We start from the raw sequence: 15,287 nt of genomic DNA, 5'->3' as shown, positions 1-15,287 counted from the left end.
CATTCGGCCCTTTTTGGGATTGGAAAGCGCTTAGAGCCGCAATTCCGATTGAATATCGAAGAGCGAGGATTGTGACAGGTCGAAACCAAGTCGCAGTTTCTCACCGACCTTCACATCGGCCTGCCCCTCCATGCGCACGCGGAAATGGTTGCCCGCAACAACACAATCCACGAGCTTGTCTGAGCCAGTTGGTTCAATCAGGTCGATATCCACGTCGATCTGATAGGGCGCGTTCTGCACAAGCTCTCCGGTGACCACATGTTCGGGGCGGATACCCAAGGTCGCAGGGCCTTCGACCGAACCTTCCGTAGAGAATTCGTAGCCGGACAGCGGGATCTTCTGCTCGCCCACTTCGAAGTGACCGTCCTTGATCTGGCCATCCATGAAATTCATTGACGGCGATCCGATGAAGCCCGCCACATATTTGTTGACCGGGCGGCTGTAGATTTCATCAGGGGACGACAGCTGCATGATCTGACCGCCCCGCATGATCGCGATCCGATCGGCCAGCGTCATCGCTTCGATCTGGTCGTGGGTGACGTAGATCATGGTGTTTTCGAGGTTCTGGTGCAGGCGCTTGATTTCGACCCTCAGATCCGCGCGTAGTTTCGCATCGAGGTTCGACAACGGCTCGTCAAACAGAAATACATCGACGTCGCGCACCAACGCACGCCCGATGGCCACACGCTGACGCTGACCACCGGACAGGGCGGCAGGTTTGCGTTTCAAAAGCGGCTCGATTTGCAGGATTTCCGAAGCGCGTTTGATCCGCTCGGCGATCTCAGCCTTTGGCAGGCCCGCATTCTTAAGGCCGAAGGACAGGTTCCCCTCGACCGTCATCTGCGGGTAGAGCGCATAGGACTGGAACACCATACCGATGCCACGTTCGGACGGCTCGGCCCAAGTAACGTTCTGACTGTTGATGTGGATCTGCCCTGCTGAGATATCCAGCAGGCCTGCAATACAGTTCAACAGGGTGGACTTGCCGCAACCGGACGAGCCTAGGAGCACCAGGAATTCGCCCTTTCCGATATCGAGATTGAGGTCTTTGAGGACTTCAACTGATCCAAACCGCAGGTCGAGATTTTTGATTTCTACTGAGTTTTCCATGATGTTCAGCCTTTCACCGCGCCTGCGGCGATGCCGCGCACAAAGAGTCTTCCCGAGACGAAATATATGGTCAGTGGCACCAATCCGGTGAGGATCGTAGCGGCCATATTGACGTTGTATTCCTTCACGCCTTGGGTCGTGTTGACGATATTGTTCAGCGACACAGTCATCGGATAGCTTTCCGGGCCGGTGTAGACGACGCCGAACAGGAAGTCGTTCCAGATGCCTGTCACTTGCAGGATCATCGCAACCGTGAAGATCGGCAGGGACATGGGCACCATGATGCGGAAATAGATGCCCCAGAAGCCCGCCCCGTCGACGCGTGCAGCCTTGAACAGCTCTTCAGGCAGCGACGTGAAATAGTTGCGGAACAGCAGCGTCAGGATCGGCATCCCGAAGATCGTGTGAACAACGACCAACCCCGATAACGATCCGTATAGGCCAATCTCGCGCAGCATGATCACAATCGGATAGAGCATCACCTGATAGGGGATGAAGGCGCCAAAGATCAGGATGGTGAAGAACAAATCCGCGCCTTTGAACTTCCAGTTGGCCAAAGCGTAGCCGTTCACCGATGCGATGATAATCGACAGGATCACCGAGGGGATCGTGATCTGGACCGAATTCCAGAACCCAGTACTGAGACCGTTACAGGTCAGACCGGTACAAGCCTCGGACCACGCTTTGACCCAGGGCTGAAAAGTCACCTCCATCGGCGGGGCAAAGATATTGCCCATCCGGATTTCCGGCATGCCTTTCAGCGACGTCACGATCATGATGTAGAGCGGCAGAGCGTAGTAGGCAGCCACTACAAAGAGCGTGCCGTAGAGAAAGATATTGCGTCGCGAGAAGGCCTTTTGCGGTTTTGGCCCATGTGGGCCGGTGAAAGCGGAAGCGGAAGTATCAGCCACGGTTCTTGCCTCCAAACTCGAGGATAGCCCAGGGGATCACGATGATTGCGACCGTCACCAACATCATGGTCGAGGCAGCAAAGCCCTGACCCAAATTGTTGGCCTGGAACATCATGTCATAGACGTATTTGGCGGGAACTTCGGTGGCGATGCCCGGACCCCCGCCCGTTTGCGCCACGATCAGGTCATAGAGTTTCACAATGCCCGTCACCACCAGTACAAGGGTCGTGATAAAGACCGGGCGCATCATCGGGATGACAATGAAGATATAAGTTTTCCAGGCGGGGATACCGTCGACACGGGCCGCCTTCCAGACCTCTTGATCGATACCGCGAAGACCGGCGAGCATCAGCACCATAACGAGCCCGCTACCCTGCCAGAGGCCGGCAATGAGCACGCCGTAAATCGCGATATCGGGCGTATAGAGCGGGTCGAAGGTGAAGCTTTCCCAACCCAGACCACGCACGATATTTTGCACGCCAAATTCCGGGTTCAGAATCCATTGCCAGACCAGACCGGTGACAACGAAGCTGAGCGCGTAGGGGTAAAGGATGACGGTGCGAATTGTATTCTCAAATCGGATCTTTTGGTCAATCAGCGCAGCCAAAATGAAGCCGATCACAAACATCAAAACCAGCATACAGAAGCCATAGATGGCAAGGTTCTCGATTGAAACGAGCCATTTACGCGTGGCCCACAAGCGTTCGTACTGATCTAGGCCAACCCACTGCAAACGCGGCAGAAGACCGGAATTGGTAAAACTGTAAACGACAGTCCAGATCGTGCCGCCAACAAAAACAAAGAGTGCGGTCCCGATCATCGGGATTGCTGCAATTTTTGCCGATTTGTTGCGGAACAACTGGTTCGGGCGTGTTGATGACATGATCTTTCCCCCGCGCTGACCTGCATCCGAAATGCCGCGCCAAACACCTGAATAACGCCGGCCCGCGTATTCGCGGACCGGCCTAAGTTGCAGATTACTGCGCTGTCGCGATGATGCTCGCGAATTGAGCCTGCGCATCCTCGACTGTGATAGATGAGTCAGCGAAGAACTCAATGAACAACGTGCTGATCTGGTCCGCTGTGTCAGGAGTGACCAGTTGAGCTGTGTCTGGCAGAATTGCACCATCAGCCAGAAGGGCCAGGCCCTTTTGCATGCAGTCATTGGCTGACGACAAATCGATGTCACCACGCACCGGTAGGGAACCTTTAGCGAGGTTGAACGCAACCTGCGTGTCCGGACGGAGCATCAGAGCTGCAAGTTCGGACTGTGCTGCGATCTGCGCCTCATCCGTCAAGACTGGGAAGTAGAAAGCATCGCCGCCCGTGCTAAGCAGCTCGGTTACACCGAGACCCGGCAGACAGGTATAGTCGACCCCCGCAACTTGTTCGGCAACGGCGAATTCACCCTGAGCCCAGTCTCCCATGATTTGGCCGCCAGCCTGGCCGGTGATAACCATGTTGGTTGCGTCGTTCCAGTTCTGAATTGTGGAATTGGCCGCCATATCGCGGGCATCCGCAGCTGCCGCGAAAACACGTGCAACTTCGGGTCCCGCCGCAACGTCCGCATCCTTGTCGTCATAAACAGCAAGGAACACGTCATTGGGCACCAAGGCAGCAAACAATGTGTTGAACAGTCCGCGCTGCTGCCAGCCTTGCTGACCCAATGCAAGCGGGAGCTTGCCAGCCGCTTCGAGCGCACCGGCGGATGCAACGAATTCATCCCAGTTGGTCGGCACGTCGAGGCCTGCATCTTCATATGCTTTGTGCGACAACCAGAGCCACTGCCAAGAGTGGATGTTGACAGGCGCGCAATAGATTCGGCCGTCAACCGTGCAAGAGTCCAGCAAGGATGATGGGTTTATGGCATCTCTCCAACCCTCTGCTTCGGCAATGTCAGTAATGTCGCGAAGAAGTCCGGCCTCGATCAGCTCTTCGGCCTGACGACCGTGGTTGAACTGGAACGCGCCCATTGGGTCGCCACCTGTCAGGCGGCTCACCATAACAGCGCGCGCGGCGTCGCCTCCAGCGATCGCGCCATCAACCCAAGTATTGCCCGTGGCATTAAAGGCATCGGCGAACTGCTGGACCGCTACGGCCTCACCGCCCGACGTCCACCAGTGCATAACTTCAAGCTCAGCGGCAGAAGCGCTGGATGCGGCGACAATCGCCGTTGCTGACATCAGCATTTTAGTCCGGTTCATGGTTTCCTCCCATCTGAAACGTTATAGAAAAACTCCTATAACGTTATAGATTGTCCTTGCAAGTGTTTTTTTGCGCCCCCTATACTTGGTGTATGGCCATTTGTAGACGAAGGCGAAACAAGGATTCCCAAATATGTTTAGGTCTGTCTGAGGTGTAAAACTATGAAACGAAGTGCAGATGAAATCACTGGATTGAGCAAGAATGAGCTGTCGGCACTGGTTCACCCAGGAGAGCGACCGACCTTGAAGACCATCTCGCGAATCAGCGGTCTGGCCGTCGCAACAGTCTCGCGCGCGCTGGGGGATGCTCCGGATATCGGCAGCGACACCAAAGAGCTTGTCCGTAAAATCGCCGATGCGGTGGGCTACGTCCCAAACCGTGCCGGCGTCCGCCTCCGGACCGGTCGAACAAATGTTATCACTCTCGTCGTGCCCGCAGAGGGAGATGTCATCAGCAGTGCAACCCGGCTCACGAGTTCGATCGCACTTGAGTTGCGCGGGACACAGTTTCACCTTAACGTTTTGCCATGGTTTCCGGACGAAGATTCTTTGCGTCCGATCAAGTATATAGTCGAAACCAGATCAGCCGATGCGGTCATCTTCAACATGATCGAACCGGAGGACCAGCGCGTCGCCTATCTGATGGAGCGCAAGTTTCCATTTGGCACCCACGGGCGCTCGAAATGGTGTGCCGATCACGCCTATTCCGACTACGACAACGCTGCTTTCATGCGCATCGCGCTGAACCGGCTTGCAGAGCGCGGTCGCAGAAACATCCACGCAATTCTGCCGCCGCTGCATCAGGCCTATGCCACGGACATGAAGCGCGGCCTGGTTGAAACCGCGCCGCGCCTGAATCTGAGCTATCGGATTGCCGAGAAAATATCTAGCGACGATTCTTCCGATGACATCCGGCATTGGCTGATGAACAGGATTGAAAAGTCACCTGATATCGATGCCGTAGTCTGCGCTTCTCCCAAAGTGGCCATTGCGGCCATCGTTGTTCTCGAAGGCATGGGGCGCGAACTGGGCAAGGACATCGATGTGTATTCGAAAGAAACCGTGCCATTGCTTAAGACCTTCCGCGACGAAATCCTCGTCGAAACTGAAGATGTAGGTAAGAGCGGCCAATTCCTCGCGAAGGCTGTCATGAGGCAACTTATCGAACCCGATGAGCCGTTGATGCAACGGCTGGAAATTCCATCTGGACACTAACAACCCATCGTAAGGAGAAACCGATGGCATCTCAAATCAAAGGGCCCGCTCTTTTTCTGGCTCAATTCGCGGGCGATGACGCGCCCTTCAATTCACTGGCCGAGATCGCTCGCTGGGCTGCAGGGCTGGGCTACAAGGGCGTGCAGATCCCAACCTTCGACGCACGTCTGTTCGACCTTGAAAAGGCCGCGACGAGCCAGACTTATTGCGACGAGGTCAGAGGTTTATGCGCGGATGCGGGTGTCGAGATCACCGAATTGTCCACGCATCTGCAGGGTCAATTGGTGGCCGTGAATCCCGCCTATGACGAAGCCTTTGACGCCTTCGCGCCTGCGGCTGTGCATGGCAATCCCAAGGTACGGCAGCAATGGGCCGTGGATCAGATGTTGAAGGCCGCCGTCGCCTCAGAGCGGCTTGGCCTCAAGCACACGGTGAGTTTCACAGGGTCGCTGGCATTCCCCTATCTCTATCCCTGGCCGCAACGCCCTGCAGGCTTAATCGATGAAGCTTTTGCCGAACTAGGTCGCCGTTGGATACCGATCCTGAACCATTACAAGGATCACGGGCAGGATATCGGGTTTGAAATCCACCCCGGCGAAGATGTCTTCGACGGCGCCACCTTCGAGATGTTTGTGGATGCCTGTGACGGCCATGAAGCGGCGATGATCAATTACGACCCGTCGCATTTCCTGCTGCAGCAACTGGATTACCTGCAGTTCATCGACCTCTATCACGACCGCATCAACGCGTTCCACGTCAAGGATGCCGAGTTCAATCCGACCGGGCGTCAGGGCGTCTATTCTGGCTATAAGGGGTGGACGGATCGCGCCGGGCGGTTCCGGTCGCTTGGCGATGGCCAGGTCGATTTCGCGGGCATCTTCTCGAAACTGACCCAATATGGCTATGACAGCTGGGCCGTTCTTGAATGGGAATGCTGCATCAAATCACCGGAACAGGGTGCGGCCGAAGGAGCGCCCTTTATCGAGAAACACCTGATCGAGGTGACCGGAAAAGCCTTTGACGACTTCGCCGGCGCAGAGCGCGACGATGCGCAAATCAAACGGATGCTAGGACTATGAAAAAACTAAAACTTGGAATGGTCGGCGGCGGCCAAGGCGCGTTCATTGGCGGTGTCCACCGCATCGCCGCGCGTATCGATGGCAAGTGGGATCTGGTCGCGGGCGCGTTGTCATCCAACCCCGAACGCGCGGCGACCTCGGCTGTGGAGCTGGGCATCGCGCCGGAGCGGTCTTACGACAGTTTCGAAGTCATGGCCGAGCAGGAAGCTGCACGTGAAGACGGGATTGATGCAGTTGCGATTGTGACGCCAAACCATATGCATGCAAGCCCGACGATCGCGTTTTTGAATGCTGGGATTAACGTGATCTGTGACAAACCCCTTGCCGCGACACAGGAAGATGCTGAGGCAATCAAAGCTGCCGTGGACACTTCAAATGCAAAATTCATCCTCACTCATAATTACACAGGTTACCCTCTCATGCGGCAAGCCCGAGAGATGATTGTACGTGGAGATCTGGGGAAAATACGTGTGGTTCAGGCTGAATATGCCCAGGATTGGCTTACTGAGGACGCCCAGAACAAACAAGCCGACTGGCGCACTGATCCATATCGCTCTGGGGCCGGCGCAATCGGTGATATCGGCACGCACGCCTTCAATCTGCTCTCTTTCGTATCGGGGCTTGGTACGGAAGCGCTGTGCGCAGACCTGCATAGTTTCGTAGATGGGCGTAAGGTCGATGACAATGCCCACATCCTTCTACGTTTGGATGGTGGTGCCAAGGGTATGATTTGGGCCAGTCAAGTTGCCGTTGGTTGCGAAAATAGCCTGACATTGCGCATCTATGGCGATAAAGGCAGCATTGAGTGGAACCAAGAGAACCCAAATCAGATGAGTTTCACCAGATTTGGGGCGGCCACACAAATCCTCACACGGGGCGGCTCTCATTTAGGCGATGAAAATGACCGTTGGACGCGCATCCCTCCTGGGCATCCCGAGGGGTATCTAGAGGGGTTCGCCAATCTCTACAGTGACGCAGCCGATCTTATCAGCGAATCTAGCGATGGGCTTCTCCTCCCAGGGATTGACGCTGCTATGAACGGGATGTGGTTTATCGCAGCGTGTCAGGCAAGCTCCAAAAATGACGCGTCTTGGGTGCACAATAAATCAAACTAAGGCTTTAAGTGCTTGGGGTAAGCTAAATTGCAGCCGTTAGAATATATATAGCGAAAGCCCGCTTCGTCTCGCGTTCTGTAAATTACCGCCTTAAAAAATGCTGCGTCGCTCACGAAGGGTCGAAATCGCTGCTGCACCGCGTCATGGAATTTCGTGCTTGTGCAGAATATTTGCCACTGCGCGCACTCGCTGCATGAAATTAAAATGACAGGCATGGGGCTCTTTCGACACCTTCGCCTCGTTTTGCATGAATAGCGGTTCTCGCTAACGTACTATCCTGCCCCCTCCCGGAACAGACTCCTCACCCTAAGTCGCTGCGTTCGCCTGCATGACAACCGGCCCATTCCGGCATTGGCCATCCTTCTATCGCTGCTCTGCAGCTTCCCCAAAACAATCCTTCCGCAAGCCCCGTTTTAAGCCCCCTCTTCATAGCGCTTCCGTTCCGCATCGGTCGCATCGCGCCACTCCGCGCGAAGGAGGTCCATTCGCCGAGGAATACTGTCTTCAAGGACCTCTGCCTCAACAATTCGTTCTGTCCGAAAGTAACGAAAGCCTTCTCGCATCTCACACCATGCGGCAATGATGCGGCTGGTGTCCCGATAACCCAGAAGTATCGGCCAGATCACACGGTGGGTCTTTTTGCCTGAGTTGTCTGAGTACTTCAGGTCTATCTTTTTGCGACGCCGAATGGCCAGACGAACGGCGGCGGCGCCAAGAACCTCGTCCGGCTGAGCGACGGGCGCTACGCTGACGGCCGGCTGAAGAAACGATGTCCGGTACTTGTCTGGTGCAACAGCTTCCAGCTTTGTGATCAGTTTTTCAGCCGCCAGCGCTAGCTCGGGCTCGCCTCGGGTTTGAACCCAAAGAACTCCGAGTGTCACCGCCTCGATCTCGTCCGGGGTCAGCATCAGCGGCGGCATGTGAAAGCCGGGCTCCAACACATAGCCCACCCCGGCCTCGCCATTGATAGGCACGCCTTGACCGATCAGCGCAGCGACGTCGCGATACACTGTGCGCTTGGTCACGCCCAACTCTTCTCCAATGGACTGGGCCGAGATCGGGCCTTTGGTACGTCTCAGAATCTCGATGACTTCAAAAAGCCTGTCTCCACGCCGCATGTGATCTCCTTTCGATCGAACAGACCATACTGACACTATGCTGACAACACGCTGTCAGCATAGGCGCGGTAGAAGCAGGAAAGACATCAAAAAAAGGAGATCAGAACATGAGACGTTTCATTGCCATCGCCCTCGCCGCAGCCCTGCCCACAGCACTTTTTGCGGAGTCGGCGGAGCAGCGGGGGACTGCGCCGATCATGGCCATGGGCGCCTATGTGCCGACCGACGACATGGAGCGCTCGGAAGCTTTCTATCGCGCCCTATTCGACAGCGAACCTGCAATCGGGCTACCGGATTTTGTGGCCTTTGAGGTGGCGGGCGGATGGTTCGCAATCGTGTCCCGGGACAAATACGCACCTGGGTCTGAAGCGGGATCGGGCGCAGTCCCTTACCTGCAATCGGCCGATCTGGAAGCCATGCAAGCCCGCGCCACGGTCGCCGGTGTAGCTACGCCCAAGATCATCAAAGAACCGGGTATCCAGCTGCTCAAGATCACCGATCCCAACGGTCAGTTGATCGAGTTTTTCAGACTGACCGGTCAGTGACCCTCACAGTACTCAACGCAATCTCACAGGACATTGCATCATGCAGATGAACTACTTCGTCGTTGGGACCAACGACATGGGCGCCGCAACGCGCTTCTATGACCAACTTTTTGAGCAATCGGGCGTCGAGCGCGTCTCGCCCAGTGACAGAATGACATACTGGCTTGGGCCTGGTTTTGCATTCGCAGCGGCCATCCCGTTCGACGAAAAACCGGCCACAAATGGCAACGGAATCATGGTTGGGTTTAGCGTTGGATCTTCTGAAGAGGTCCAGAGGCTGCACGCTCTGGCCATCGAGCTCGGTGGCAGGAGCGAAGGCGCACCGAGCCAACGTGGTCCACGCTTCTCGGCCTATGTTCGGGACCTGGACAGCAACAAGATTTGCTTCTCCGCCTGAGGCAGGTCGGAGCAGCCCTCTTGCCTTAATAGGACCTACCTCGATTGGATCTTGACCTGCGTTGGGTATCTCAATGAAGTTCGCGTGGCTCTGGATCGTGCTCAAAATGATGCGCCACCTGAACACGCAAAAGCGATTTCTAGGATAGGCCTAGCAATAATTTCTGGTTGATGCCATTGAAGGCCCCGAAACCAAAGGTGTGGCAAACAGCATGGCGCAAACGAGCACATGACAAAAATCACCTTCACGCGCCTATCCGAGATTGCGGTCGAGAATATTGCGGAACATATGTCCGATCCAGTTCTGACTCTGCACATGCCTTTGCTCCAAGGCAATTGGGATGAGCGGCGCTCAGCTGACTTCGTGGCAATTAAGGAAGATAAGTGGGCGCAAGACGGGTTGGGCCATTGGGCAATTCTGGCGGACGGCGCCTATGTGGGATGGGGCGGCTTTCAGCGCGAGGGTCCTGACTGGGACTACGGCCTCGTGCTGAAAACCTCGGCCTTCGGTTTGGGGATGAGGATCACCGCGCAGGCACTAGAATTCGCGCACGGCGACCCGAGAATCCCATCCGTCACACTCCTGCTTCCGCCCACCCGCACAAAACTAGGAGCTCTAAAGCGCATGGGCGCAGAGTTTGAGGGCGAGATGACATACGATGGAGCACAATTCCGAAAATACCGCCTTGCAACAAGTGCGGCTTGAGACCGGTCCGAAGGTGGTGAGACATCACAGGTCGCGCAGGTGCGCGGCCTACTCAAACAAAAAAGCGCAAATGGAGCTTGGTTCAAACTCAGCTGAAAGACCAATCCCGATGTAGAGCTCGCAAAAAAATGGAACGAACTCTGCGCGCGATGCAAGTACTACTTATGGAAGCTTTGTAGAATTCAACTGAGTTCTCGGACTTCGCGGTCGCTTCAAGCAACCTGCCTTCTTTCGACACCTATCTTTCGCATCTGACCCGGTGGCATCTGGAACACGCGTTTGAACGCTTTGTTGAATGCAGGTTCGGAAAGATATCCTATGTCAGCAGCGATTTGCGAGATAGGCCGATCTGTTTCAGTTAACCGTTCTCGCGCCAGATACATGCGCCAGGTCGCCAAATACTGGATTGCCGGAACGCCGACCAGTTCAGTAAACCGTGCTGAGAAAGCGGATCGCGACATTCCTGCGATCTTGGCAAGCGACTCGACCGTCCAGTCTGCAGCAGGAGCGCGATGGATAGCGACAATCGTGCGACCAATTTGGGCGTCTCTGGCTGCCTTCAGCCACCCGCGGTTCGCATCAGGTGCATTGTTGAGCCACCGACGAATGGCCTCAATGACGACCACGTCGGCCAGACGGGTGATAACCGTCTCGCCACCCGGCCGAAGTTCACGTGCCTCTTTCGCGATGAACTGCAGTGTCGCCTGCAACCAGCTTCCTGCGTCCTGTTCCCAAGGATCGATCTTGAAAACATCGGGAAGCAAACTCATCAACATCCCACTTGCCGCGTGATCTATTCTGACCAAGCCGTACATGATGCCAGTCTCGGCGCCACCGCCACCGTACTCCAGCGTTTCATAAAGCTCGGTTACTTTTTGTATGGGCAGCTCTTCCAGTGTCAAAAGAGGCGTGTCTTCCGAGCTGAAGAAACCGATCGGTGCGCCATCGGTCATCAGTACCAAATCGCCCTTCTCAAGTTCAAACGGATCACCGTCACCAACCTGCATGAAGCAACGCCCATGCGTGATGACCGCAAAGCTCAATATGTCGGGAAAGCCCGGTATGGAAACACCCCAAGGCGCGGACATGCGAGACTGGCAGTAGAAGGTGCCGGTTAGTTTCAAAAGATGGAGGATCTCCCCGAGCGGATCGCCAATCGGCTGCGCGAGCGCATCAGGGTCGGGGACGTGATGATCAATCTGGTTCATGTCCCAATCTTGATGGGAATTAGGGTGTTCGTCTATAGCTTCTGGACGATTGGACAATTATTGAGGATTTTCAAGAATAGTTCGTCTCATTTTGTTCCTTATGTTCGGGTCATCAACTGAATTCATGGAGATGATCAATGACAACCCAATCCATTCTCGTACTTGGCGCTACAGGCAAAACCGGATCTCGCATTGCAAAGCGTCTGGAAGAAAAAGGTCACACGGTTCGGCGCGGGTCGCGCCGTAGCGAGACCCCCTTTGACTGGGAAAAACCGGACACTTGGGACGCCAACTTAGACGGCGTTTCGGCCGCCTACATTTCGTACTTTCCGGACATCGCCTTCCCAGGCGCGGTCGAGCAAGTTGAAGCTTTCACGTCTCTGGCGCGAAAAAAAGGACTGCAGCGTGTTGTCCTGCTGACGGGGCGCGGAGAGTTTCACGCCCAGCGAGCAGAAGAAGTAGTTCGAAACTCCGGCGTACCGTTCACGATCGTACGTGCTGCATGGTTTGCCCAGAACTTCTCGGAGGGTGCCCTGCTTGATCCGGTGATGGCGGGCACCTTGCCCATGCCCGCGGGCGATGTACGCGAACCCATTGTCGACGTCGACGACATTGCTGACGTTGCAGTCGCGGCGCTGACAGAAGAGGGACACGACGGCGAGCTTTACGAAGTTACAGGACCGCTTCTCATGACATTTGCCGAAATGGCGGTGGAACTTTCGCGCGCCATGAGCAGGACGGTGCAGTACGTGCCGATTTCCTTTGAAGCCTTCCATGCGGAAGTCAAAACCGCGAATGGTGAGATGATCGCGGATGTCATCACGGACATTGCACGGGAGACGCTTGATGGACGCAATGCGAACCTCGCAGACGGTGTCCAGCGCGCGCTCGGCCGCACGCCTCGCGACTTTGCTGAATTTGCAGAAAAAGCCGCGATGTCAGGGGCATGGACCAAAGCCGCTTGAGGCAAGCCAGCAAATGATGGAGACGACCGTGACAATTGACTTCAAACACAGACTTGTCCTTGGCTTTTCCGGTTTAGTGGCAGCCAGCATTGGTCTGGCGATCACACTTGATCCGCAGGCCTTCTACACCGGCTACGGCATAGCATTGACGCCGCAGCCAAACCTCATGAGCGAATTGCGCGCACCTGCAGCCAATCTCGCAGCACTTGGCCTGATCATACTGGCGGGTGCTCTTTACAAGAATTTGGCGCGCTCAGCTGCTTTGCTTGGAACAACCGTTTTCTCGGCTTTTGCCGTGGGGCGCATAATCAGTCTGGTCCTCGATGGTCGGCCATCTGCCGGCGTTCTGGCTGCGCTCGGACTAGAGGTTGTTCTTACGCTGTTGTGTGCGTGGGTTGTGGTCCAAGAGAGGCGAAAGAAAGCAGGGAACATACCTCAAGTTACGGCATAGCCTGACGAACTACACCACTGATCTTGGGTATACGGCCATCCGCTACTGGCGATCGGGTGGCCGCATCATTCTCTGTGCCGCAGGGTGAATTTACTTTAGCCTGGACTTCGGGGGGTGAGTTAAGATTTGAAAACCCTCGTCAGGTGATGGCGGTACAAAACGCCGCGCGATACGTCGAAACTGTTCATCGGTTGCGGCAAAGGCATGGGCGCCTTCTTTGTTGCGCCCGTGCAGCCTGTCCAGACAGACCTCATCCGGTACATCCAGAAAATGGAGTATCTGCGCCGCCCCTGTACCTTTGATCAGCCCACGCGCCCACCTTCGGTTTTCGAGGGTATTTGCCGGGAAATCGAGGACGACCGAAACCCCGGCGACCAGCATTGATGTTACATGTGGGCCCATGATCTGACCAAGTTTCGATGCGCATCTCACATAGTCCTGTAGTGAAGACATCTCGTCACCAAACAGGGCGCTCAGCCATTGATCTTCGGATATGAGAACTGCTGAATTTTGGCGCGACAGCTCCGCCGCCAGAGTGGATTTTCCGGAAGCGACTTTGCCGCACAGCAAGTGGAGTGTTGGGACCGCGTGTGACATTGAGGTTTCCTATGTGTTTCTACTTGTCTGATCGCCTAACCGCGCCGCAAGCTGGTCGAATACCAGTCGGATCCGCTTTGCGGTGTGCAATTCCGAGTGCGTCGCTAGCCAAATCGGAAACCTGAAGGGCTCGCGGTCTGGCAAGACTCTCTCAATACCGGGTGTTAATGCGGCTATATCATCCGACATCACACTGACACCAAATCCGTGACGCACCATCTCCCACGAAACGATCCCGCTTTGCGAACCGATCCGGAAGTTCTGCCTTGTGACGTCGATGCCGGCCGGGTTTAGAAAGCCGATCATTGTGTCCACATCTCCAAACCCAACGAAGTCCAGCTTGGCGAGGTCGTCTGCGTTTCTGGGGCGCCCAACATGGTCAAGATACGAAGGTGCCGCATAGAAGTTTGCTGTTGCCTCCGCCACTAGCTTTGCGATCAGATCGGGTTGCGTCGGGCGTACATGTCTGATGGCAATATCGGCTTCGCGCCGCTGAATATCACGTATATCATTTGCAGCGACAACATCGATCTCAAGACGTGGCGCCGCAAGCCTGATCTGCTTCAGGATCGGCGGTAACTGAAACGCTGACATCACGTCGGACGCGGTTATCCTGACTTGCCCTTCGATAGCTTGTGACTGGCTTGTCGCGGTCAGTGAGATCCTGCTCGCAACATCTGCCATTTCCCGGACGTGCAACAAAAGCTCGGTGCCGGCAGCTGTCAGTTTCAGCGATTTACCAACCCGTTCAAACAAGGTGATGCCGAGTGACTGCTCCAGGTTGGCAACCTGGCGACCTACTGTAGGCTGAGTTTGCTCAAGCACACGTGCCGCCGCGGAAAACGAGCCTTCTTCCGAGGTCGCGAGAAAAGACCGCACCTGGTTCCAGTCGAAGTTGATGGCCTTCCAATTCATGCATTTATGCATAACAATTCTGCGAACTTTGGCAATTCCATAAGGCCGCGTTTGAAAGTATCGGGTGCATCAACCACCTATTAAAGCGAGAAATACAATGGCTACTTTGTCCAAGGACGCCGCATTCTGGAGCAAGATATCGCGCAAGTACGCTGCTGATCCTATCCGGAACATGGAAGGATACCTGAACACGCTCGAGCGCACGAAGTCTTATCTTAAAGCGGAAGACAACGTGTTGGAAATTGGCTGTGGGACGGGTTCAACGGCGCTTCTACTTGCGCCGCACGTTGCCCATGTTACCGCGACGGATCTTGCGTCAGGTATGATCGAGATTGCCAATGAAAAGCGCGCGGAAGAAGGATTGGAAAACGTCACCTTCAAAGTGGCCGAAATTCTTGAGCATAGACTTGATGAGGGATTGTACGATGCAATTCTGGCACACAACCTGCTTCACCTCGTGCCTGACCTCGACGATACGCTCGTGCATATATTTTCATTGACGAAACCCGGCGGGGTTTTCATTTCGAAAACCGTTTGTGCTCCAGAGAATTGGGGCGTCAAATATGCGATGATCCGTCGGATCGCGATCCCGATCATGCAGGCTCTTGGGAAAGCGCCTTTTGTCAACTTCATCTCAGCGCAAGTACTCGAGCAGAAATTTGTCACCGCCGGCTTTGAGGTAATAGAGACCTCGGATCAGGCCGGAATGCTGCCTAGTCGATATGTCGTTGCGAAAAAGCACTGAGTACGTT

At 55.3% G+C, this 15,287-nt stretch carries 17 protein-coding genes; 9 read left to right on the top strand and 8 right to left on the bottom strand.

Features of this window, described 5'->3' with window-relative positions; translation table 11 throughout:
* Window positions 1–30: 30 nt before the first annotated feature.
* The 4 genes from ACR0NO_RS19245 to ACR0NO_RS19230 all read right to left on the bottom strand — a co-directional run bounded on the left by ACR0NO_RS19245 (window position 31) and on the right by ACR0NO_RS19230 (window position 4,225).
* Window positions 31–1,110 carry an ABC transporter ATP-binding protein gene (locus ACR0NO_RS19245; protein WP_170641985.1) on the bottom strand — a complete coding sequence of 360 codons (1,080 nt, stop codon included), beginning with the start codon at window positions 1,108–1,110 and terminating at the stop codon, window positions 31–33.
* Window positions 1,111–1,115: 5 nt separating this feature from the next.
* Entirely contained in the window at window positions 1,116–2,021 is a 906-nt protein-coding gene (locus ACR0NO_RS19240; RefSeq protein WP_170641983.1) for a carbohydrate ABC transporter permease, read from the bottom strand.
* On the bottom strand, window positions 2,014–2,904 hold the full coding sequence (locus ACR0NO_RS19235; protein ID WP_170641981.1) for a carbohydrate ABC transporter permease: 891 nt from the start codon (window positions 2,902–2,904) through the stop codon (window positions 2,014–2,016). The genes ACR0NO_RS19240 and ACR0NO_RS19235 overlap by 8 nt, the downstream gene beginning before the upstream one ends.
* 94 nt (window positions 2,905–2,998) lie before the next feature.
* The gene (locus tag ACR0NO_RS19230; protein ID WP_480725144.1) at window positions 2,999–4,225 is read right to left on the bottom strand and encodes an ABC transporter substrate-binding protein; all 1,227 of its coding nucleotides are present in this window, start codon (window positions 4,223–4,225) and stop codon (window positions 2,999–3,001) included.
* 162 nt (window positions 4,226–4,387) lie between these two features.
* Here ACR0NO_RS19230 and ACR0NO_RS19225 point away from each other — a divergent pair, with 162 nt between their 5' ends.
* From ACR0NO_RS19225 to ACR0NO_RS19215, 3 genes are read left to right on the top strand one after another with little or no spacing between them, the layout of a single operon-like run.
* The gene (locus ACR0NO_RS19225; RefSeq protein ID WP_170641979.1) at window positions 4,388–5,440 is read left to right on the top strand and encodes a LacI family transcriptional regulator; all 1,053 of its coding nucleotides are present in this window, start codon (window positions 4,388–4,390) and stop codon (window positions 5,438–5,440) included.
* Window positions 5,441–5,463: 23 nt separating this feature from the next.
* Complete coding sequence (locus tag ACR0NO_RS19220) at window positions 5,464–6,519, top strand: sugar phosphate isomerase/epimerase family protein (RefSeq protein WP_170641977.1); 1,056 nt, start codon at window positions 5,464–5,466, stop codon at window positions 6,517–6,519.
* The gene (locus tag ACR0NO_RS19215) at window positions 6,516–7,634 is read left to right on the top strand and encodes a Gfo/Idh/MocA family protein (RefSeq protein ID WP_480725143.1); all 1,119 of its coding nucleotides are present in this window, start codon (window positions 6,516–6,518) and stop codon (window positions 7,632–7,634) included. Before ACR0NO_RS19220 ends, ACR0NO_RS19215 begins: the two co-directional genes overlap by 4 nt.
* Before the next feature lie 413 nt (window positions 7,635–8,047).
* Here ACR0NO_RS19215 and ACR0NO_RS19210 read toward each other — a convergent pair whose 3' ends face one another.
* Entirely contained in the window at window positions 8,048–8,752 is a 705-nt protein-coding gene (locus ACR0NO_RS19210; protein WP_170641975.1) for a helix-turn-helix transcriptional regulator, read from the bottom strand.
* 107 nt (window positions 8,753–8,859) lie between these two features.
* Here ACR0NO_RS19210 and ACR0NO_RS19205 point away from each other — a divergent pair, with 107 nt between their 5' ends.
* From ACR0NO_RS19205 to ACR0NO_RS19195, 3 genes are all read left to right on the top strand, one after another.
* Window positions 8,860–9,297: a VOC family protein gene (locus tag ACR0NO_RS19205; RefSeq protein ID WP_170641973.1), complete on the top strand. Its 438-nt coding sequence runs from the start codon at window positions 8,860–8,862 to the stop codon at window positions 9,295–9,297.
* A gap of 40 nt (window positions 9,298–9,337) precedes the next feature.
* Complete coding sequence (locus ACR0NO_RS19200; protein WP_170641971.1) at window positions 9,338–9,694, top strand: VOC family protein; 357 nt, start codon at window positions 9,338–9,340, stop codon at window positions 9,692–9,694.
* A 228-nt stretch (window positions 9,695–9,922) separates the two neighbouring features.
* Entirely contained in the window at window positions 9,923–10,399 is a 477-nt protein-coding gene (locus tag ACR0NO_RS19195; protein ID WP_170641969.1) for a GNAT family N-acetyltransferase, read from the top strand.
* A gap of 212 nt (window positions 10,400–10,611) precedes the next feature.
* On the opposite strand, the gene ACR0NO_RS19190 is transcribed toward ACR0NO_RS19195, so the two are convergent.
* A complete protein-coding gene (locus tag ACR0NO_RS19190; RefSeq protein WP_170641967.1) occupies window positions 10,612–11,607 on the bottom strand; it encodes an AraC family transcriptional regulator in 996 nt (331 codons plus the stop codon).
* Between the two features lie 137 nt (window positions 11,608–11,744).
* Between ACR0NO_RS19190 and ACR0NO_RS19185 the strand changes: the two genes are divergently transcribed.
* Complete coding sequence (locus ACR0NO_RS19185) at window positions 11,745–12,572, top strand: NAD(P)H-binding protein (RefSeq protein ID WP_170641965.1); 828 nt, start codon at window positions 11,745–11,747, stop codon at window positions 12,570–12,572.
* Window positions 12,573–12,600: 28 nt separating this feature from the next.
* A complete protein-coding gene (locus tag ACR0NO_RS19180) occupies window positions 12,601–13,023 on the top strand; it encodes a DUF4345 domain-containing protein (RefSeq protein WP_170641963.1) in 423 nt (140 codons plus the stop codon).
* Between the two features lie 90 nt (window positions 13,024–13,113).
* On the opposite strand, the gene ACR0NO_RS19175 is transcribed toward ACR0NO_RS19180, so the two are convergent.
* Together ACR0NO_RS19175 and ACR0NO_RS19170 are read right to left on the bottom strand one after the other, a co-directional pair.
* On the bottom strand, window positions 13,114–13,620 hold the full coding sequence (locus ACR0NO_RS19175) for an ATP-binding protein (protein ID WP_170641961.1): 507 nt from the start codon (window positions 13,618–13,620) through the stop codon (window positions 13,114–13,116).
* A 9-nt stretch (window positions 13,621–13,629) separates the two neighbouring features.
* Window positions 13,630–14,535: a LysR family transcriptional regulator gene (locus ACR0NO_RS19170; RefSeq protein WP_170641959.1), complete on the bottom strand. Its 906-nt coding sequence runs from the start codon at window positions 14,533–14,535 to the stop codon at window positions 13,630–13,632.
* Window positions 14,536–14,632: 97 nt separating this feature from the next.
* On the opposite strand from ACR0NO_RS19170, the gene ACR0NO_RS19165 reads away from it, so the two are divergent.
* Window positions 14,633–15,280, top strand: a complete 648-nt coding sequence (locus tag ACR0NO_RS19165) for a class I SAM-dependent methyltransferase (RefSeq protein WP_170641957.1) — start codon at window positions 14,633–14,635, stop codon at window positions 15,278–15,280.
* Window positions 15,281–15,287 lie beyond the last annotated feature (7 nt).

Source organism: Ruegeria sp. CL3, from assembly GCF_056536505.1.
This window is presented reverse-complemented; position numbering and strand designations above follow the sequence as displayed.

Coding starts and splice junctions, on each gene's coding strand:
- ACR0NO_RS19245 (WP_170641985.1), bottom strand. CDS start 1,110: ATGGAAAACTCAGTAGAAATCAAAAATCTCGACCTGCGGTTTGGATCA.
- ACR0NO_RS19235 (WP_170641981.1), bottom strand. CDS start 2,904: ATGTCATCAACACGCCCGAACCAGTTGTTCCGCAACAAATCGGCAAAA.
- ACR0NO_RS19230 (WP_480725144.1), bottom strand. CDS start 4,225: ATGAACCGGACTAAAATGCTGATGTCAGCAACGGCGATTGTCGCCGCA.
- ACR0NO_RS19225 (WP_170641979.1), top strand. CDS start 4,388: ATGAAACGAAGTGCAGATGAAATCACTGGATTGAGCAAGAATGAGCTG.
- ACR0NO_RS19220 (WP_170641977.1), top strand. CDS start 5,464: ATGGCATCTCAAATCAAAGGGCCCGCTCTTTTTCTGGCTCAATTCGCG.
- ACR0NO_RS19215 (WP_480725143.1), top strand. CDS start 6,516: ATGAAAAAACTAAAACTTGGAATGGTCGGCGGCGGCCAAGGCGCGTTC.
- ACR0NO_RS19210 (WP_170641975.1), bottom strand. CDS start 8,752: ATGCGGCGTGGAGACAGGCTTTTTGAAGTCATCGAGATTCTGAGACGT.
- ACR0NO_RS19205 (WP_170641973.1), top strand. CDS start 8,860: ATGAGACGTTTCATTGCCATCGCCCTCGCCGCAGCCCTGCCCACAGCA.
- ACR0NO_RS19200 (WP_170641971.1), top strand. CDS start 9,338: ATGCAGATGAACTACTTCGTCGTTGGGACCAACGACATGGGCGCCGCA.
- ACR0NO_RS19195 (WP_170641969.1), top strand. CDS start 9,923: ATGACAAAAATCACCTTCACGCGCCTATCCGAGATTGCGGTCGAGAAT.
- ACR0NO_RS19190 (WP_170641967.1), bottom strand. CDS start 11,607: ATGAACCAGATTGATCATCACGTCCCCGACCCTGATGCGCTCGCGCAG.
- ACR0NO_RS19185 (WP_170641965.1), top strand. CDS start 11,745: ATGACAACCCAATCCATTCTCGTACTTGGCGCTACAGGCAAAACCGGA.
- ACR0NO_RS19175 (WP_170641961.1), bottom strand. CDS start 13,620: ATGTCACACGCGGTCCCAACACTCCACTTGCTGTGCGGCAAAGTCGCT.
- ACR0NO_RS19170 (WP_170641959.1), bottom strand. CDS start 14,535: ATGAATTGGAAGGCCATCAACTTCGACTGGAACCAGGTGCGGTCTTTT.
- ACR0NO_RS19165 (WP_170641957.1), top strand. CDS start 14,633: ATGGCTACTTTGTCCAAGGACGCCGCATTCTGGAGCAAGATATCGCGC.